Below are 18588 nucleotides of genomic sequence, written 5' to 3'. Positions count from 1 at the left end.
CGACCCGGAAAGGGAGCGCTGACATGCTCAACCCGCAGCTCTACGGCATCGCCGTGAACTGGGACGACATCCCGGCCACCGACGTGCGGCCCGGGGTGCGCCGCAAGGTGTACGCCACCGACGAGGTCGTGCTGGCCTGGCACGAACTGAGCGTGGGCATGACGCTCAACCCGCACCACCACGACGACTTCGACCAGCTCGTGCTGATCCTCGGCGGCCGGTGCAACTACTACGTCGACGGGGTGGCGAACCCGATGGGGGCGGGCTCGATGCTGCTCGTGCCGCGCGGCGCGGAGCACTACGTCGAGCCGACCGAGGGCCCCTGCATCAACCTGGACGTCTTCGCGCCGCCCCGGGCGGACTTCCTGGCGCACGCCTGGCGTCCCGGGCAGGGCTGAGGCCGCCGTGACCGACATCGTGGTGGTGGGCAGCCTCAACGTCGACGTGGTGGTGCCCCTGGCCGAGCTGCCCGCGCCCGGACAGACCGTGCTCGGCACCGCCGACCACCGGCGCGCCGGTGGCGGCAAGGGCGCCAACCAGGCGGTCGCCGCCGCCCGGCTGGGCCGCCGCGTCGCCATGGTCGGCGCGGTCGGCGACGACCCGGAGGGGGAGTGGCTCACCGGGCTGCTCGCCGCCGAGGGCGTGGACACGACCGGGGTGCTGCGCGCGCCCCGCCCGACCGGTCAGGCGATCGTGCTGGTCACCGCCGACGGCGACAGCACCATCGCGGTCAGCTCCGGGGCCAACATGTGGCTCGCGCCCGAGCACCTCGCGCCGTCGTACGACCTGATCGCCTCGGCCCGCGCGGTGCTGTTGCAGCAGGAGGTCGGCGCCGAGGTGGTCGCCGCCGCGGTGGCCGCTGCGGGTGGCCTGGTGGTGCTCAACCCGGCCCCGGCCCGGCCGGTGGACGCGGCGACCCTGGCCCGGGTCGACATCCTGGTGCCGAACCGGGGCGAGCTGGCGGCCCTGGCCGGGGCTCCGGCCGCGGCGTCCCCACCCGGCCCGGCAGATCCGGCGGCGCTGGCCGGGCTGCCCGCGCTGGCCCGGTCGTTGGGGACGCGGGGGCCGGTGGTGGTGACCCTCGGCGCGGACGGTGCGCTGGTCGTCACCGCCGACCGGGAGTGGCTGGTGCCGGCCGAGCGCGTCGACGCGGTGGACGCCACCGGCGCGGGGGACACCTTCTGCGCGGCGCTGGCCGACGCGCTGCTCGACGGCGCGGCGATCGACGAGGCGGCCCGTTGGGCGAGCCGGGTGGCGGCGGTGACCGTGACCCGGCCGGGCGCGATGGCCGCCGCGCCCCGTCGCGCCGAGGTGCCGGCGGCCTCGTAGGGGCCGCAGCGGCGCCGGGGGTGGAGCCCACCCCCGGCTCGCCCACCGGTGCCGGCCACGGTGCGTGTACATGCTGGTGCCGTCTGCCGGTGGGGTCGCCGCCTTCACGCTCCGTGGCGCTCCTTCGACCCCGGACAACGTCGCGCGCTCGCTTTGCTCTGCACCCGCCCACGCAGCACCCCACCCACCAGGCGGAATCCCGAACGTCGATGTCCGGGGGTGAAGCGGCCCGTCACGGCGGGTCAACCGTTGCGTATCCGGGTGCAGAGCAAAGGGCGCCGGGGGACTCGTGGCCGCAGGGCGGCGGCGGGTGACGGTACGTCACCTGCCGGGCGGCTCTGCGGGCCCGCTGGCCCGCCCACCCGTTCGCCGCCCACCCGCTCGCCTGCTCCGGCGGCGCTGCCGAGGGGCGGACGGGCCCGCGGCGGACGTGCGGGTGGCGGGCCGGGGCGGAGGCCCATCCACGCCCGCGCCGGCCCACCCGGGCCCACCCGGGCCCGTCCCGCCCGTCGCCCGGCTCAGACGTGGGCCGGGAAGTCCGCCTTGCGGATCAGGCAGTGGATGCCCTTCACCCCGTCGACGACCTGGCTGACCTCGAAGTCGGCGGCGGCGCTCAGGTAGGCCAGGGCGGTCTGCGGCGGCATGCCCTGGGTGCGGGCGAGGAAGGCGACGGCGGCGCGTACGGCCCGGCGCATCGCCTCGTCGAGGTCGCTGTGCAGGCCGACGGGCAGCCAGTGGGTGGCGGTCTCGGCGAAGGGGCCGTCGGCGACGCCCAGGGCCCCCGCCTGCGCCTGCGGGATGACCGACAGCCGCAACGTGGCCCGCAGCGGCGCCTCCAGGGCGGTCAGCGCCACCTCGCCGTCGCCCTGGGCGTAGTGCGGGTCGCCGGCGTAGAAGCCGGCCCCGGGCAGCTGCACGGGCAGGTAGAGGGCGGAGCCGATCTGGAGCTCGTTGATGTCGAGGTTGCCGCCGAACGCGCCGGGCGGCACGGAGTGCACCGGGTCGTCGGTGTCCACCGCCACGCCCATCAGGCCGAGGAACGGGGCGAGGGGGAAGCGGGCGGCCCGCCCGTCGCCGTACGGCAGCGTCCCGTACAGCCGGCCGCCGCTGCTGACCACCTCGGTGAAGTGGCAGACGCTGCCGTACTCGCGGGGGACGTCGCCGCCCGCACCGGTGTCGGTCGGGGTGAGCGGGAACTCGCCGGGCAGCGCGCCGTAGCCGTGGCGGCTGCTGACGAAGCCGTACGGGGCCCGGATGAGCAGGTCGAGGACCTCCACGCGGAGCACGTCGCCCGGCTCGGCCCCGTCGACCGCGATGGGCCCGGTGACCACGTGCGGCCCGTCGGCGTCGTAGTCGTGGGCGACGTCGGAGGCGGCCAGGTCGCGGGCGTCGGCGAGGACCCCGTCGGCGGGTACGTCGAACTGCTTGAGGTACGCGACCGGGTCGCGGCCCTGGTCCTCCAGGATCCCCTCGTGGCTGAGCGTGTCGATCGTCACCGTCTCGCCGGAGCGGATCCGCAGGACGGGTTCGTGCCGCCGGGCGGGCAGCCGCCCCCACAGGCAGGTGTCGGGCGTGCTGGGCAGGTAGTGGGTTCCAGCGATCGGGCCTTCGTGCGGCTGGAGCATGGGATCCTCCGGGAGGGGTGACACCGGCTGGCGGTGCGATGGGCGGCGTGCGGCGCAGGGGGCCCGTGCTCGCAATGCAGCGGCGTGGCCGCGCCCTGTCGACGTTCGGCATCGTGGCCAACGAAACCGCCGTTGCGTGTTGCGTCCGCATTAACAGCGAGTAACCCGGTGCCGGAGTATCTCCTGCTCTTGACAGGTGGCAGGGCCGGATAGCAGCATCGTGGTGCGAGACGCTGTCTCGCATGACGTAGAAGGCGGTGAGGTGATGGCGCAGCAGACGCCGGTACGCCCGCTCGGTGCACCCGGTGACGGCGCGATGATCGACGAGGACTGGGAGGCGCTGCGGTTCCGCGTGCACCGCTCGGCGTACCGCGAGCCGGAGGTGTTCGCCGAGGAGATCGCGCGGATCTGGGGGCACACCTGGCTCTACCTCGGTCACGAGACGGAGATCCCGAAGGCGGGCGACTTCAAGACCCGCACGCTGGGCGGGCGTCCGCTGATCTTCTGCCGCGACGCCGACGGCGAGGTGCGGGTGTTCTTCAACTCCTGCACCCACCGGGGCACCGTGCTGTGCCGGCACAGCGAGGGCAACACCAAGTTCTTCCAGTGCTTCTACCACGCCTGGGCGTTCAGCAACTCCGGCGAGCTGGCCGCGCTGCCCGGCGACGACGCGTACCCCGACGACCCGGCCTTCCGGGCGTCGATGGCGCTGCGTCAGGTGCCCCGCCTGCAGATCCACGAGGGCTTCGTCTTCATCGCCTTCGACCCCGACGTGCCCGACCTGCTGACCCACCTCGGCCCGGCGGCGCACTACATGTCGCTCACGGCCAAGATCGGCGAGCGCGGCATGACCACCCTGCCCGGGGTGCAGCTCTACAGCGTCAAGGGCAACTGGAAGCTGGCCGTCGAGAACGCCATGGACGGCTACCACTTCGCCCCGACGCACAACACGTTCGTCGGCTACCTGCGTGAGACCGGCTTCGCCGTCACCGACGACGACCAGTACGCCTACGACCTCGGCGGCGGCCACGGCCTGCTCGTCCTCACCGGACACAACGGCCGCATCGGCATGGTCTGGGAGCCCCGCTTCGGCGAGGAGGAGAAGGAGCGCACCGTCGTCAAGCGGCGCGAGCTGGAGGCCCGCCTCGGGCCCGAGCTCGCCGCCGAGGTGGCCGACGCCAGCCGCATCCTGTTCGTCTTCCCCAACCTGCTGCTGTTCGACCTGGAGGCGCTGACCATCCGGCAGCTCGAACCGGTCGCCGCCGACCGCACCGACGTGCGGGCGTGGCAGTTCGTCGAGGTCGGCGAGCCCGAGTCGGTGCGCGCGCTGCGGATCAAGACGATGGTCAGCTTCGTCGGGCCGGGCGGCCTGGCCACCCCCGACGACATCGAGGCGTACGAGGCGGTGCAGCGCGGCATCATCGCCACCGCCGACGCGGCCGACCCCGCCCACGACTGGAGCGACATGTCGCGCGGCATGGCCAACGAGAAGCAGGGCAACCAGGGGCGCTCGATCGACGAGGGCGCGATGCGCAGCTTCTGGCGGCACTGGGCGCACGTCGTCGGCGCGTCCACCAGCGTGGCCGGCGCGCCGCCGGCCGGTGCCCCGGCGAGCGGCCCGGCCGCCGCCAGGGCGGGGGAGTGAGCGCCGTGACGTCGACCAACGGCAGCCGTGGGGGAGTGGTGAGTGTGGAGTCGCGCGAGGTCACCCGCGCCGAGGTGGAGGAGTTCCTCTACCGCGAGGCCCAGCTGCTCGACGAGTGGCGCCTCGACGAGTGGTTGACCCTCTTCGAGCCCGGCGGCCGGCTGGAGGTGCCGACCACCGACTGGGCCGGCTGGGACGCCACCACCGCCGGATACTTCGTCGCCGACGACTACGAGCTGATCCGGGCCCGGGTCAAGCGGCTCAAGAGCCGCAAGGCGCACGCGGAGAACCCGCACTCGCGCACCCACCGCATGGTGTCCAACGTGATCCTGCTGGAGGCCGGCGCGGAGACCGTCTGGATCACGGCGAACTTCGTCATCCACCGCTACCGCGACGGCGGCGCCTACACCTACGTGGGCCGCTACGAGCACGTGCTCAAGGTCGAGGCCGACGGGCTGCGGTTCCGGGTGCGGCGGGCCGTGCCGGTGATGGAGTCCATGGACCCCGGCGCCCGACTCAGCTTCATCCTCTGAGCCGGCCGCCATGATCACCCACATGCTCGTGTTCCGCTTCCGCGACGACCTGCCGCCCGGCGCGGCCGAGTCCGTCCTGGCCGAGCTGGAGACGTTCCCGTCGCGGTATCCGGCGATGCGCAACTGGCGCAGCGGGGCCAACGTCAGCACCCGCGACGACACCATGAGCCACGGCTTCGTCGTGGAGTTCCCCACCGAGCAGGACCTGCTCGACTACCTGCACAGCGACTCGCACGAGCGGTTCGTCCGGGAACGCTGGCGTCCGGTCGTCGAGCGCCAGGCCATCGTCAGCTTCCCCACCGCCGGGGACCACCAGCACACCGAGAGGGGTAGCAGATGACCACCGAGGCCGCCGCCCGCCGCCGCGGGCCGTACGGCATGGAGTACGCCCGGATCGAGGTGCCGGACCTGGCCGCCTCCATCGAGTTCCTCCAGTACCACGTCGGCCTGCAGCTGGAGCAGCACGACGACGAGTACGCCTTCCTGCGCGCCGACATCGAGCACCACAGCATCGAGCTGGTCGCCGCGCCGCAGCGGGAGGCCTCCTGGACCACGGCGGTCGGGTTCAGCGTCGAGTCCGACGCGGTCCTCGACGACCTGCGGGAGCGGGTCACCGCGGCCGGGCACGAGGTGCTCGAGCTGGCCGACCGGGTCAAGGGGCTCGTCCAGCGCGGCTTCGCCGTCAAGGACCCCAACGGCCTGATCGTCGAGCTGTTCACCGAGTTCGCCGAGTACGCCGAGCCGCCGCTGATCGAGCTGCGCCCGCTGGACCTGGTGCACCCGTTCCTCGCCACCGAGAAGTACGAGGAGACCCTGCGCTTCTACACCGAGGTGCTCGGCTTCCTCGTCTCCGACTACGTCGGCGACGTGACGGCCTTCCTGCGCAGCGAGGACCGCTACCACCACAGCCTGGCGATCCAGCGCAACAAGGAGTTCTACGTCGCGCACCTGTGCTTCATGATGAAGAGCTTCGACCACGTGATGCGTGGCCGGGCGCGGGCCCAGTACAAGCAGGTGCCCATCGCCTCGGACCTGGTCAACCACTCCGCGTCGACGTCGATCGCCTTCTACATGCACGACCCGGTGCACGGGCCGCGCTACGAGCTGTGCGACCGGCACCGGGTCTTCACGCCCGAGGAGCACGAGACCCACCGGGCCCGCCGCATGTCGGTGGACCCCCGCAACATCGACGTGTGGCGGCCGGCCGCCGACGACTGGGGCCGGTTCTGATCCCACCGCACCTCGTCGCGCGCCGGTCCGGCGGCGGGCCCCTGCCGGCCCGTCAGCCGGGCCGGCGCGTGACGGTGGGCAGGCCGAACACGACCGGCACGCCGGGGGAGTAGAGCACGCTCACCGGCGGTTCGGCGGGCGCGGGCAGCCCGGCGGCGGCGACCAGCTCGTCGTCCAGGCTCAGCAGCTCGGCCCGGTGCAGCGGCCAGCGGGGGTGCCAGTTCGGCAGGTGCAGCGTGCGCCCGTACGCCCGGGTGTGCAGCCCCCAGCGGGCGGTGAGGAAGTGTTCCAGCGGCGTCGGGTCGGCGATCGGGTCGCCGACCCGGACCACCAGGCGGCTCGCCGCGCCGGCCGGGCCGGGCCAGCGGCGCCGGCAGCGGTACGTGAGGGTGTCGCCGTCGCGGTCCAGCCGCATCCTCGACCACAGGTAAGGCAGCCGCAGGCTCGCCCGGGCGACGAGCACCGGGACCAGTCGGGAGGCGTCGAGCGACCGGAACACCACGGCCCGCCGCCCGGCGTCGTCGACGGAGTAGAGCCGGACGTTGGTCTCCCAGAAGGTGCCGAGGTACGGCACCCCCGGCCCTCGGCCGAGGCCCAGCCCGACCATCCGGAAGCCGACGAGGCCGACGTGGGCCGCCCCGTCGAGGGTGTCGGGGCGGGTGCCGGCGGGCAGCAGCGGCGCGACGAGTTCCGGCGCGACCGCCCAGTGCACGAAGGTCAGGTCCGTCCAGCGTTGCCGCAGGCTCGCCCGGGGGAACGCCCGGACGGGGGCGGGGTCGACCGGCTCGATGTCCACGCCCCCATCCTTCCCCACCCCACCCGGGCCATCCTCCTAGGACGCTCTACGCGGCGTGCGCCGCCCCGCACGACCGCCCCGACTCACCGGCTCTCCGGCTCCGCGAACGTCTCGTGCAGCACCGAGACCAGCCGCGGGTTCGTCCAGTACGCCGAGTGCGTGTAGAGCTGGTCCGACAGCAGGTGCTCCACCCGCACGTCCCGGGGCGTGGAGCCGTCCGCCCAGCGGAACAGCCGGCTCGCGACGAAACCCAGCGGGTCCAGCGGATGCCACAGGTTCGACCACCGGTCCAGCGAGTCCGGCAGCAGCACCGGCCCGCTGCCGTCGTACGGGGCGAGCTGGCCGCCGCGCGGGTCGAACAGGTGGAACAGCGGCCACTGGCAGCCGAACGTCACCAGCCCCGCCGTGCGTACCGGGTCCTCGCCGGTGGCCAGGTCCAGCGCGATGACCGCGCCGAGGCTGTGCCCGATCAGGTGCACGGGCTCCTCCCGCCCGGCGCGTTCCCCGGCGACGGCGGCGATCCGCTCGCGGATGCGGGCCCGGATCCGCTCGCCGTGGCGCTGGTAGACCAGCACGTCGCCGAGGGTGAGGGCGACGTACCGGGCGCGGGCGATCCGGGCCCAGGTGTAGAAGCGCTCCCCGGCGGCGCCGACGGCCGCGCCGGCCACCCGGTCCAGCTCGGGCAGGCGGCGGCGGATGGTGCGGCGGATGGCCCCCGGGTCGCGTACCTCGTGACCGGCGTCGCCCACCGCGTCCAGCGCCGCCCCGGCGAGCGCCGCGCCCACCTCGGCCAGCAGCGTCGGGTCGTCGGCGTGGCGCAGCCACCGGGTCCGCGGCCACTCCTGCGCGATCGCGTCCAGCACCTCGCCGGTGACGTCCGGCGGCGCGCCCCGCGACTCGACCAGCGGCGGGTCCAGCGTCTGCCGGGCCCGCGCCCGGACCAGCTCCAGCCGCTGCGCGGGGGTCAACGGGACCGGGCCGGCCAGTCCCAGGCCGGCGTCGTCGGCGGCCGGCGGTGGCTCGCCGTCGCGGACGTCCCAGGGCTGCCCGGGGCCGGGCGGCACGGCCAACTCCACGCCGAGGGTGGACGAGCCGAGGTCGCCCCAGTAGGCGGAGTGCATCGTCCACCGGCCGAGGGCGGCGGCGCTCAGCTCCGCCACCCGGCCGGCGACCACCTGCGGGTCGCGGTTGGCGATGCCGTGGATCACGATGACGGGACGGTCCTCGCTCATGCGGTCGCTCCTGTCAGGACGGTGGCCTGCGGATCGCCGTAGACGGCGTAGGCGAGGCCGGTCGGGTCACCCGGGTCGGCGAGCAGCTCCCGGCGGGCGGCGAAGGACGCCGCGGCCAGCGGCGCGCCCCCGCGCAGTTCGGCGTAGAACCGGTCGGCGTAGCGGTGCGCCGAGTCGGTGCGGACGGCCCAGGTGGAGCCGACGAACGCGCCCGCGCCGGCGCGGACGAACTCGTTGGCCCAGCCGCCCATGAGCGTGTCGTAGGAGCCGCCGTCGACGCTGCGGCAGGCGTTGAAGAACACCAGCGGGCAGCGGGCGCGCAGGCTGCCCCGGCCGGCGGCGCGGGCCAGCGCGACGGGACGGAACCGGCCGTCGTCCATCGCCACGCCGCCGTCGGAGTCCGCGCCGGGCTGGTCCTGGTGGCAGGCGAGGTGCAGCAGGCCGAAGTCGCCCCGTTCGATGCGGCGCAGCAGTTCCTCGGTCGACGTGACCAGGGCGCCCGGGGTGTCGAGGCCGGCGTTGACCTCCCGGATCTCGGCCACGGCGCCGGTGGGCGGGTTGCGGCCGTGCACGAAGACCGCGTCGGTCAGCGCCAGCGACCGGGCGGGGGAGTGGCCGCCGGTCTGCCGCATGACCGCGAGCCGCTCGGCGGGGAACTCGTCCCAGGTGGGCGGCAGGAGCAGTTCCCACGGCAGCTCGCTGACGTCGCTGCAGATGGTCAGGCCGGTGGCCGTGGCCAGCCGGGCCTCGACCTCACGGCCGATCTCCGGCGGCAGCGCCCGCCACAGCAGCGTGCCGTACCCGGCGAGTTCGCCCCGCACGGCGGCGGGCCGCCCGCCGGTGCCCCGGGCCGCCGCGTTGACGGTGCGCAGCAGGTCCGCGAGCAGCCCCCGGGGGACCGACTCGGCCGTCGCTGTGGGGCCGTCGCGGCCGACGAGCCGGAAGGCGTAGCCGTCGCGGTGGCGGTCGACCTGGAGGGCCACCTCGTCGGGCCGGGGGGTGAGGTGCTCGACGCGGGCGGTCAGCCGGTGCGGCGGTGCGTACGACGCCGAGTCGGTGACCAGGACCGTGCGGACCATCGCGGCGATCTGGCTGCCGCCGCCGTCGAGGAAGGCCCGGACGGTGACCTCGTGCCGGCCCTCCTCGGCGGCGCCGAGCACGAACACGACGCCGTCGGGGTCGTCGCTGGGATGGACCCGCACGACGTGGACGGCGTCCGACTCGATCGACAGCGTCGGCGAGGCGACCGTGACCAGCACGTCGACCCCCCGCTCGGGGACGGGGAACGGCCGGGTGGGGACGCTGCCGGGGCCGCCGTCGCGACTGATCGTCACGTGCAGCGGGAACCGGGTGCCGAGGCGGGCCTGGTGGGGCAGGGACGTGGTCAGGTAGCGCACCGGCGGGGCGCTGCCGGGTTCCGCGCGGAACCGGCTCTCGGCGGCGCGTAGCGTCTCCATCGCCCACCGTTCCAGCGCGGGGTCGCCGCGCAGGGCGCGCGCGAGGGCCAGGTCCGCCAGCACCCCCGGCGGCCGGGCCAGGGCCTCGGCCAGCAGTTTGTCGATGCGCGCGGCGGCCTCCGCGTCGGCGACGAGTTCGCCGAGGCGGGTGCGGGCCTGCGCGGCGACCCAGCGCAGGGTCCAGGTGTCGTCGGGCACCGCTCACGCCCCCGTGAACGCGAAGGCCGCCCACACCGACGGCGCGGACCACGGGCGGGAGTCGCCGCTGCCGCTGCGGAACACCTGCGGCAGCAGCGCCTCGGCGGCGTCGACCGGCAGCCATGCCTCGCCCGCGTCGAGGGCCTGGGCCCAGCGGTCCTCCAGCTGTGCCGGGGTGACGTCGCGCAGCCACCGCTGGGTGCCGGCCAGCGCCTCGGCGGGCGAGGTGGCGTCGTCGGCGCGCCAGCGTCGGTAGAACTCGGTCATGAGCAGGGCGGTGGCGTGGTCGTCGACCGGCCACATCGACGCCAGCACGCCCGCGACGCCGGCCTGCACGAGGCCCGCAGGCAGGGAGATCACCTCGTCGGGCAGGTCGAGGCCGGGCAGGAACGTCTCGCACGCCGACAGCACCGCCAGTCGCGTGCGCAGCCGCAGCGGCAGCACGTCGGCCAGCCGCAGCCGGGCCTCGCCGGCCAGCCGCAGGGCGCTGCGCAGCGGGTCCCGCTGGTCGGCGTTGCCGTGGCAGCCGAAGTGGGCGACCCGGGCGGCGGGCAGTTCCGCGCGGACCCGCGCGACGGTCGCGTCGGGCCAGGTGAGCGTGGTGACCGGGCCGTCGAAGGTGGCGGCGGCCGCGGCCCCCTCCCACCGGGCGTAGGACAGCTCCGGGTCGGCGACGACGAGCAGGCCCCCGTCGGGGGCGGCCGCGGCCCGCCGCCGGCTCGCGGCCAGCGCCCGGGCGTTCGGCACGTAGCTGAGGGCGAGCGCGTCGGCGAGGTAGCCGAAACCCGCCGGGCGCGCGGCGTCGGCGTACCGGGCGGCGTGCAGGGGCAGCAGCCCGACCAGGCCGCACGGTACGACCGACGCCCGCGACTCGCCGGCCAGCTCGGTCAGCAGGGGCCCGGCGACGGCCTCCCACAGCCAGTCGCACAGCTGCGCGAGGTGCCGGTCCCAGGCGGCCCGGCGGGAGGCGGGGGCGTCGGCGGTGGGGAAGTGCTCGCGGTGCCGTTCGGCCCATTCGTGCACCTGGGCCGCCCGCAGGTGCGGCAGCGGCACGTCGACGATGTCGTCGCCCCGCACGACGAGCGCGAGGCCGGTGTCGTCGGCCGGTGTGACGTACACCAGGGGGTGGTCGGCCGCGCCCGTGACGTCGCCGATCTCGACCGGGGCGAGGAACTGCTCGTAGCCGGGGATCCGCTGGATCTCCCCGATGGCCGCCCGCAGCTCGGCGTGGGCGGCCCGCAGTTGGTCGTAGAGCGCGTCTGGACGCTGCCCGCCATCATGAACCGCGTGCGGCGAATTCTGTCGAAGGTCCGTCATCAACCCCTCGTTCCGTATGTCGTCACGGTTGCCGTCGTCGTTGCCGGGTGGGTCATCTGGCGGTCCGACCTGGAGACCGCGGACCGGGTGGCGAGCGTCGGCAGCTTCACGGTCGCGGCGGCGACGCTGCTCCTCGCCGTGTGGGGCGGCCGTGCCCGCCGGCCCGCGCGGTCCCTCGACGAGCACCAGGGCGCGCTGCGGGCGGCCGTGCGTCAGCAGTGGCGGGTGGAGGAGGCGCTGCGCCGGGTCCAGGACCCGGTGCCGATCCCCGTGCGGTGGGAGGCGCTCCCCGCCGGGCTGGGCGGCCAGGACCACTGGGCGAACGTGGGGCTGGCGGCGGCCGGTGCGACGGCGGTGGAGGTGGCGGTCGCCGGGCGGCTTCCGGAGGTCGCGGCCGTGTTCCGCCGGATCCCGTCGCGGCGGCTGGTGGTGCTGGGGCCGGCCGGTGGCGGCAAGTCGGTCCTGCTGATCCGCCTGGTGCTGGACCTGATCGCCGACGGTGGGCCGGGTGAGCCGGTGCCGGTGCTGCTGTCGGCGACGTCCTGGGATCCGGGCCGGGTGGGCTTCGCCGACTGGCTGGTGGCCCGGTTGGCCGCCGACTATCCGGCGTTGGCCGCCGGGCATCCGGACTTCGGCACGGTGGCGGCGGCCCTGCTCGCCGAGGAGCGGATCCTGCCGGTGCTGGACGGGCTCGACGAGTTGCCGGCGGCGGCGCGTCCGGTGGCGCTGCTCGCGGTCAACGCCGCGTCGCCGGGGCTGCCGGGCCTCGTCGTGGCGAGCCGGACCGCGCAGTACCTGGACGCGGTGCGCGGCGGCGACGTGCTCACCGGCGCGGCCGTGGTGCGGCTGCTGCCGCTGGGGGTGGCGGACCTGGCGGCGTACCTGCCGCGTACGGCCCGTCCCGCCGGTCCCGCCTCGGCGACCGCGTGGGAGCCGGTGCTGGCCCGGCTCGCCGCCGCGCCCGCCGACGACCGGGCCCGGCTCGTCGCCCGCGTGCTCGCCACGCCGCTGATGACGTCGCTGGCCCGCGCCGCCTACAGCGACACCGGGGCCGACCCGGCGGCGCTGTTGGACCCGGGCCGGTTCGGCACGGCCGACGACCTCGCCGGGCACCTGCTGGACCGGGCCGTCGCGGTCGCCTACACCGAGCACGCGGGCGGGGCGGCGGCCCGGGCGGCGGCGCGGGTCGTGCCCTGGTTGGCGTGGCTGGCGGCGCACGCCGGGCCGGACATCGCCTGGTGGCGGCTGTCCGCCGTGCCGCCGCGCGCCGTGCCGGCCGCGGTCGGTGGGGTGTTCGGCGCGGTGGCCCTGGGCGTGGTGGCCGGGTCGGCCGCCGGCGGCGTCGCGGGTGGCGTCGGCGCGGTGGTTGGCGCGGTCGTCAGCGGGTTCGTGATGGTCCGCCAGCCGTTGGTGCCCACCGGGTTGCCGGCAGACGACGGCGGTGGGGCCGGTTGGCACCGGCAGGCGGCCCGCCTGCTGCGGCCCGGCGGCGTCCCGGGGGGCCTGCCGCGTCCCCGTCGCGGCATGGTCACGCCCGGGCTGGTCGGGTGGGTGACCGGAGGGGCGGCGATCGTCGCCGCCGGGTGGCTGGCCGCCGGGGGCGCGGCGGCCGTCGCGGCGGCGGGGGCGCTGCTGCTGGCGCTGTTCCTGGACGCCTGGCTGGACGTGCCGACCGACGTGACGGCCGCGGCGGGTCCGCTGGCGGTGCTGGGCGCCGACCGGCGTACGGCGCTGGCGAAGGCCGTCGTGCGCGGCGGCATCCTCGGCTTCACCACGGCGGCCCTGATCGACGCGGGCACCGGCCTCGCGGTCGCCGCCGCGACGGCCGGGGCGAGTGTGCTGTTCACCGCGTGGGGTCGCTTCGGGGTGGCGCGGGCGTGGTTCGCGGTGCGGGGTGAGCTGCCGTGGCGGCTGCTGGCGTTCCTGGACGACGCGCACCGGCGCGGCGTCCTGCGCCAGATCGGCGGCGTCTACCAGTTCCGCCACGCCCGCCTGCGGGAACGGCTGCTCACCCCCGGGGCGGGACGCCTGCCCGCCGCGGGGGCGTGACGCCGGACCCCTGCGTGGGATTGACGCCTGCTCACTCACGGGGCAGGACGTCGACGACGACGGCGGTGAGGTTGTCGGCGGCACCGGCGGCGTAGACCTCGTCGCGCAGCGTCTCGACCAGCGCCCGGGGGTCCGGGGTGCGGCAGATGGTGCGCAGGTGCCGCTCGTCGAGCTGGCCGTGGACGCCGTCGGTGCACAGCAGGAAGCGGGCGCCGGCCGGGTCCAGCGGGGCGAGGGCGACGTGCGGGGCGAGGGGGGCGTCGGGCGGGTCGCCGAGGCACTGGGTGACCGTGGCCCCGTCCGGGCCGGCGTCATCGACGCTGAGCTGCTCCAGGTAGCCGTCGGTGATCCGGTAGGCGCGGCTGTCGCCGACGTTGAACACGTACGCGCCGTCGCCGGTGAGCAGGACGCCCGCGATGGTGGTCCGCATGCCGGTGGTGCCGGGTTGGCGGGCGGCCGTGTCGTGCAGGGCGCGGCCGATGGCGACGATCCCGTCGTGCACGGCGCGGGGCGAGTCCCAGGCGATGTAGCGGTTGGCGAGGTCGGCGGCGGCGAGCCGGCTGGCCAGCTCACCGGCGCGGTGCCCGCCGAGGCCGTCGGCGACGGCGCAGGCCAGGGGCGGGGTCCAGGCGGTGGTGAGGTCGGTGACGCGGGCGCGCGGGGACTGGCTGATCCAGTCGAGGACGAGGACGGCGTCCTCGTTGCCGGCACGGACGGCGCCGCGGGCGGTGACGGCGCAGACCCGTACCGCCGCGAAGGCGCGCGGGTCCGGTGTGGACGCGGTCATGGCGTTCCTCCGGTGCGGCGCACCCGGGCCCGTACGGTGCTGGCCAGGCGCAGCTCGTCGCCGTCGAAGAGGCGCTGGCGGGTGTGCGGGTCCAGGCGACGGTCGTTGACGTAGGTGCCGTTGGTGGAGCCGAGGTCCTGCACGTACAGCTCGCCGTGCTCGACCCAGAGCAGCGCGTGCTGCCGGGACACGTTGTGGTGCGCGGCCAGCCGGGCGGCGATGTCGCCGAGGTCGTCGGCGCGGCCGACGCGGACCTCGGCGCGGCCGACGCCGACCGGCCCGAACGGGAACTCCAGCCGGTACGCCGTGGCGTCCGGCGGCGCGTCGCGGGTGGTGGCGGGCGCGCCGCCCGGTCCCGGACCGGCGGGCCGGTCGGTGCTGCCCGGCCGGTCCGCCGGCCGCCCGGGCGGGGGATCGCCGGCCCAGGTGCCGGCCTCGGTGGCCATCCCGCCGAGGTCGTGCAGGGGGCAGCGGCCGTCGGCGTCGAGCTGGTTGCCGCAGCCGGGGATGGGGCACACCTGCCCGGCGCCGGCCTCCGGTGTCGCGGACTCCGGCACGAGGAACTCCATGCAGCTGGGGCAGAACGCGCCGCCGGCCGGCTGCGGCCCGTGGTTCGGGCAGGTCAGGGCCGCCATGACACTCCTTCCAGCCGGATGCCCTGGGCCTGCAGGGCGCGCTCGACGCGGGCGAGGTCGCCGCGTCCGGGGATGCCGACGAGCCAGACCCGGTCGTCGTCGACCTGCAGTTGCAGCTCGGGGCGGTCGCGGCGGGCGTCGACCCACGGCGCGTAGCGGCGGCGGCCGAGCGGCGAGCACGGCACCAGCCGCTGGTTGGCCGAGCCGCGCCAGACGAGGTCCGTCGGTTCCCCGGCGCGGTAGGGGCCGGTGATCAGCGCGTCGACCAGGGGGTACGCCCCGGGGCAGCGGGCCCGGAACTCGTCGAGCTCGACGCCGGTGTAGCACAGCACGTCCCAGTCGTGCCCGGCGCCGAGCGCGCGGAGCCCGGTGAGCAGCGCGGCGAGGGCCTCGGGCTGCTCCGACGGTTCGCCGCCGGTGACGGTGACGCCGGTGAGGCCGGCCGGGTCGAGGGCGGCGACCCGGCCGAGCACGTCGTCGACGTCGACGTCGTGGTGGGGCCCGGCGACCCAGGTGTCGCGGGAGACGCAGCCGGGGCAGCCGATGACGCAGCCCTGCACCCAGACGCCGACGCGGCGGCCCGGCCCGAGGGCGGTGACCGGGTGGTGCAGCCGGGACAGTCGCAGCCTCACTCCATCACCAGCTCGCGGTTCTGGCCGTCCTGGGCGATCGCGGCGACGCGCAGCGTCTGCCCGGGCGCGGGCGGGTTGGCGAAGACCTCCCGGGCGAGCGGGTTGACCAGGATGCTCTCGATGGCCGACACGATGCCCCGGCCGCCGTTGGACAGGTCGAACGTGGCTTCCTTGCGCAGCTCGTCACGGGCGTCGTCGCTGAACTCCAGCGTCGCCCCGTACGTGCGGTGCACGGCCTCGGCGACGCGGCCGATCGCCCGGTCGGCGATCTCCACCGCCACCTCGGGCCGCAGGAAGTCGAAGACGACGATGCTCTGCTGCACCCGGTTGAACAGCTCGGGCCGGCGCAGCAGGTGGCGGAAGAACACCTCGATGTAGTGGCGTACGCCCTGCTCGATGTCGGGCAGTTCCTGGGCGGGGGTGACGTTCTCCTTCGGCTTGCCGTCCTCGTCCTGGATGACGATGCCCAGGTTGGTGGTGAAGACGATGAGCGCCTCGGTGAAGTAGACGGTGCCGCCCCGGCCGTCGGTGAGCCGGCCGTCGTCGAGGATCTGGAGGAACTTGTCGAGCAGGCGGGGATGGGCCTTCTCGATCTCGTCGAACAGCACCACCCGGAACGGCTGCTGCCGGATGCCGTTGGTCAGCTCGCCGCCCGCGTCGTGGCCGATGAACCCGGGTGGGGCGCCGATCAGCCGGGCCTCGGTGTGTTCGGCGGCGAACTCGCTCATGTCGAAGCGCAGGTAGGCGTTCTCGTCGCCGAACAGCAGCGCGGCCAGCGCCTTGGCCAACTCGGTCTTGCCGACGCCGGTGGGGCCGGCGAAGAACAGCACGCCGCGGGGCTTGCTGCGTCCGCCGGTGTGCGCGCCGGCCAGCCCGGTCGCCGAGCGGGCCAGGATGTCGAGCACCCGGCGTACGGCGTCGGGCTGCCCCAGCACCCGGTGGCTCAGCTCCTGCTGCGCGGTTCTGAGCCGTTCCCGCAGCCCGGCGCTCTGCCACGGGTTGTCCGGCACGCCCACCCGGAACGCGCGGACGGCGTCGTCGACGCGGGGGCCGGGGATGCCGGCGGCGGTGGCGAGGCGCACCACGTCGCGCATGCTGCGCAGCCGCATGCCGTGGCTGGCCTCGGCGAACCGGCGGGCGACGGCCCACCGCTCGTCGGTGTCCTGCGGCATCCCGGGCAGGGTGGCGACCAGGTCGTTGGCGGTCTGGAGGCGGGCCGCCAGGTCGGGTTCGGGGATCGCGGTGATCCGCAGGGTGTGGTTGCCGGTGGCGAACCACGCCGGCAGGTCGTGCTCGCGGTCGAGCACCCAGAAGACGGTGTTGTAGCCGCTGCCCACCGGGGTGGCGCGGTAGGCGAGCCGGTCGGCGGTGGCGAGGAAGAGGCGTTCCTCGGGGGAGAGCAGCTCGCCGGTGAACAGCCGGGCCGCGTCGACCAGGGCCAGCGCCACGGGTGGGCCGGCGGCGCGCCGCCGGGGCACGTCCACCACCGCGCCGAGCAGGTCGCGCACCTGGGCCAGGTGCAGCGGGCGGTTCGGTTCGACGTCGGCGTCGCGCAGCACGGCCTGGGCGGCCGCCGCGCCGCCGTCGGGCAGCTGCGCGGCGACCTCCACGCCGACGCCGCTGGAGTACGTCAGCAGCGCCGCGTAGCCGCGGGCCCGGGCGACGCTCCACAGCGCCTCGACCAAGCCCATGAACCGGACGGCGCCCGCGCGTTCCGGGTCGGGCAGCCGGTAGAGGTCGCGGACGTTGCCGGTGAGCAGGACCTGCGGGTGCGCGCAGAGCGCGAGGCTCACCTCGCGCAGCCACGCCGGCTGCTGGGTCGTCTCGTCGGTCGGCGGTGTGGTCACAGCCCCTGCCTCCTCTGTTGCCCGGCGGCACGGTGGGCCTGCGCGGGGATCATCTCGTCGGCGACGACCTGCACCGCCTGCCGGCCCGGGTCGACCTGCCCGAACTGGTCGATGGGGATGCCGGCGCGGCGCACCCGCCGCTTGATCACCTCGTAGTCGTCGCAGAACTTCCGTTCCGCGGCGGCGTCGTCCTCGGTGCGCGCGGCGTGGGCGGTGCCGGCGCGGACCACCTGGGTGCGGATGACCGGGTCGTCCCGGTCGAGCAGCACCTTCACGCCGTAGCCGGTGTCGCCGTCCATCGCCGCGTACGCCACCCCGGTGCCGGCCAGGGCCGTGTCGAAGCCGTCGCCGACGCGGTAGCCGAGGTCGGTGAGCCCGACCCGGACGGCGTCGGCCACGGCCTTGCGGCGGCGGGCCCGGTCGGCCTGCGCGACGACCTCGTCGGCCTCGGCCCGCAGTCCGTCGGGGACGTGGTCGGCGCGGTCGGCGACGAGCCGGGCCACCCGCCTGCGCAGCCGGGCCGCCGCCTCGCCGGGCACCGTCTCCAGCGGGGCGGCGATGGTGAGCAGGTCGCGGCGGGTGAGCGCGACGTGTTCCTCGGCGCGCTGCTGGGCGGTCACCCGTTCCTCCAGGTCGCGCAGCAGCAGGTGGGCGCGGCTGGCCGGGGCCCCGGCGGCGATCTCGGCGACCGCCGCGGCGCACGGCGTGCGGACCTCGTCGGGCGTGGCGGCGGGCAGCCGGGACAGCAGTTCGGCGGCCCGGGTGGCGCGGGCCCGGTGCCGCTCCTGCGCGGCCGCGTCGTCGCCCGCCCGGGCGGCGCGGGCCGTCGCGTCGTCGCGCCGCCGGGCGTCCGGCTCGGTGACGGTGCGCTCGTCCCACTGCCGGCGCGGCCGGGCTGGCTGCGTCGCCCCGGCCGCCGGGGCGGCGAGCAGGCCGCTGACGTCCTGCCGGGAGGCGGCGAGGACCTCGGTGCGCAGCCGTTCCCGCTCGCGGCCGACCAGCAGGGCGACCTCGGCGGTGGCGGCGGCGATCCGGCGCGGGGAGTGCTGGGGGCGGGCCCGCGCGCCGGCGGCGACCCGGCTGATCCGGCTGCCGTAGACCGACCGGTACGCCTCGGCCTCGGCGCGCAGCGCCTCCAGCTCGCCCCGGACCTGCACGAACTGCTGCCACTGGGCCCGTTGCTCCCGGGCGAGACGCTCGGCGGCCGTCTCCACGACGTACCGGGCGCCGGTGAACCCGCTCATCGCGGCCTCCTCACCATCGCGACCTCACTGAC

General features: G+C 75.8%; 17 protein-coding genes. 7 read left to right on the top strand and 10 right to left on the bottom strand.

What is annotated here, in order from left to right; translation table 11 throughout:
- Positions 1-23: 23 nt before the first annotated feature.
- Together LPU61_RS23575 and LPU61_RS23570 are read left to right on the top strand one after the other, a co-directional pair.
- A complete protein-coding gene (locus LPU61_RS23575) occupies positions 24-398 on the top strand; it encodes a cupin domain-containing protein (RefSeq protein ID WP_043963178.1) in 375 nt (124 codons plus the stop codon).
- A gap of 7 nt (positions 399-405) precedes the next feature.
- Positions 406-1329 carry a ribokinase gene (locus LPU61_RS23570; RefSeq protein WP_043963179.1) on the top strand — a complete coding sequence of 308 codons (924 nt, stop codon included), beginning with the start codon at positions 406-408 and terminating at the stop codon, positions 1327-1329.
- Positions 1330-1847: 518 nt separating this feature from the next.
- Here the strand turns inward: LPU61_RS23570 and LPU61_RS23565 are convergent.
- Positions 1848-2954 (bottom strand): acetamidase/formamidase family protein, encoded by a 1107-nt coding sequence (locus tag LPU61_RS23565; RefSeq protein ID WP_229406163.1) that lies wholly within the window; start codon positions 2952-2954, stop codon positions 1848-1850.
- A gap of 265 nt (positions 2955-3219) precedes the next feature.
- On the opposite strand from LPU61_RS23565, the gene LPU61_RS23560 reads away from it, so the two are divergent.
- Genes LPU61_RS23560 through LPU61_RS23545 form a run of 4 tightly spaced genes read left to right on the top strand, consistent with a single transcriptional unit; the run spans position 3220 to position 6362 of the window.
- Entirely contained in the window at positions 3220-4599 is a 1380-nt protein-coding gene (locus tag LPU61_RS23560) for an aromatic ring-hydroxylating dioxygenase subunit alpha (protein WP_043963181.1), read from the top strand.
- Between the two features lie 5 nt (positions 4600-4604).
- Complete coding sequence (locus LPU61_RS23555) at positions 4605-5132, top strand: aromatic-ring-hydroxylating dioxygenase subunit beta (protein WP_199486027.1); 528 nt, start codon at positions 4605-4607, stop codon at positions 5130-5132.
- Positions 5133-5154: 22 nt separating this feature from the next.
- Positions 5155-5472, top strand: a complete 318-nt coding sequence (locus LPU61_RS23550; protein WP_158499173.1) for a Dabb family protein — start codon at positions 5155-5157, stop codon at positions 5470-5472.
- On the top strand, positions 5469-6362 hold the full coding sequence (locus tag LPU61_RS23545; RefSeq protein WP_043963184.1) for a VOC family protein: 894 nt from the start codon (positions 5469-5471) through the stop codon (positions 6360-6362). The genes LPU61_RS23550 and LPU61_RS23545 overlap by 4 nt, the downstream gene beginning before the upstream one ends.
- Positions 6363-6414: 52 nt before the next feature.
- Here the strand turns inward: LPU61_RS23545 and LPU61_RS23540 are convergent, their stop codons facing one another.
- The 4 genes from LPU61_RS23540 to LPU61_RS23525 all read right to left on the bottom strand — a co-directional run bounded on the left by LPU61_RS23540 (position 6415) and on the right by LPU61_RS23525 (position 11362).
- Positions 6415-7158 (bottom strand): YqjF family protein, encoded by a 744-nt coding sequence (locus tag LPU61_RS23540; protein ID WP_229406161.1) that lies wholly within the window; start codon positions 7156-7158, stop codon positions 6415-6417.
- 83 nt (positions 7159-7241) lie between these two features.
- Positions 7242-8390 carry a hypothetical protein gene (locus LPU61_RS23535; protein WP_229406160.1) on the bottom strand — a complete coding sequence of 383 codons (1149 nt, stop codon included), beginning with the start codon at positions 8388-8390 and terminating at the stop codon, positions 7242-7244.
- Complete coding sequence (locus tag LPU61_RS23530; RefSeq protein ID WP_229406159.1) at positions 8387-10045, bottom strand: CHAT domain-containing protein; 1659 nt, start codon at positions 10043-10045, stop codon at positions 8387-8389. Before LPU61_RS23530 ends, LPU61_RS23535 begins: the two co-directional genes overlap by 4 nt.
- A 3-nt stretch (positions 10046-10048) precedes the next feature.
- Positions 10049-11362: a CHAT domain-containing protein gene (locus LPU61_RS23525; RefSeq protein ID WP_229406158.1), complete on the bottom strand. Its 1314-nt coding sequence runs from the start codon at positions 11360-11362 to the stop codon at positions 10049-10051.
- On the opposite strand from LPU61_RS23525, the gene LPU61_RS23520 reads away from it, so the two are divergent.
- Positions 11333-13411, top strand: a complete 2079-nt coding sequence (locus LPU61_RS23520) for an NACHT domain-containing protein (RefSeq protein ID WP_229406157.1) — start codon at positions 11333-11335, stop codon at positions 13409-13411. The two genes, LPU61_RS23525 and LPU61_RS23520, sit on opposite strands and share 30 nt — an antisense overlap.
- Before the next feature lie 31 nt (positions 13412-13442).
- Here the strand turns inward: LPU61_RS23520 and LPU61_RS23515 are convergent, their stop codons facing one another.
- The 5 genes from LPU61_RS23515 to LPU61_RS23495 are packed head-to-tail and all read right to left on the bottom strand — an operon-like array spanning position 13443 to position 18556.
- Entirely contained in the window at positions 13443-14198 is a 756-nt protein-coding gene (locus tag LPU61_RS23515) for a PP2C family serine/threonine-protein phosphatase (RefSeq protein ID WP_229406156.1), read from the bottom strand.
- Positions 14195-14833, bottom strand: a complete 639-nt coding sequence (locus LPU61_RS23510) for an FHA domain-containing protein (RefSeq protein ID WP_052503761.1) — start codon at positions 14831-14833, stop codon at positions 14195-14197. Before LPU61_RS23510 ends, LPU61_RS23515 begins: the two co-directional genes overlap by 4 nt.
- Positions 14821-15465, bottom strand: coding sequence for a 4Fe-4S single cluster domain-containing protein (locus tag LPU61_RS23505; RefSeq protein ID WP_229406155.1), 645 nt, complete (start codon positions 15463-15465; stop codon positions 14821-14823). The genes LPU61_RS23510 and LPU61_RS23505 overlap by 13 nt, the downstream gene beginning before the upstream one ends.
- Positions 15462-17312, bottom strand: coding sequence for an AAA family ATPase (locus tag LPU61_RS23500; protein ID WP_043963192.1), 1851 nt, complete (start codon positions 17310-17312; stop codon positions 15462-15464). The genes LPU61_RS23505 and LPU61_RS23500 overlap by 4 nt, the downstream gene beginning before the upstream one ends.
- Entirely contained in the window at positions 17309-18556 is a 1248-nt protein-coding gene (locus tag LPU61_RS23495) for a hypothetical protein (RefSeq protein ID WP_229406154.1), read from the bottom strand. The genes LPU61_RS23500 and LPU61_RS23495 overlap by 4 nt, the downstream gene beginning before the upstream one ends.
- Positions 18557-18588 lie beyond the last annotated feature (32 nt).

This window comes from Micromonospora sp. NBRC 110038, from assembly GCF_020884815.1.
Classification (GTDB): domain Bacteria; phylum Actinomycetota; class Actinomycetes; order Mycobacteriales; family Micromonosporaceae; genus Micromonospora; species Micromonospora haikouensis.
The sequence above is the reverse complement of the archived record's forward strand: the minus strand, read 5'-3'. Positions and strand labels throughout refer to the sequence as shown.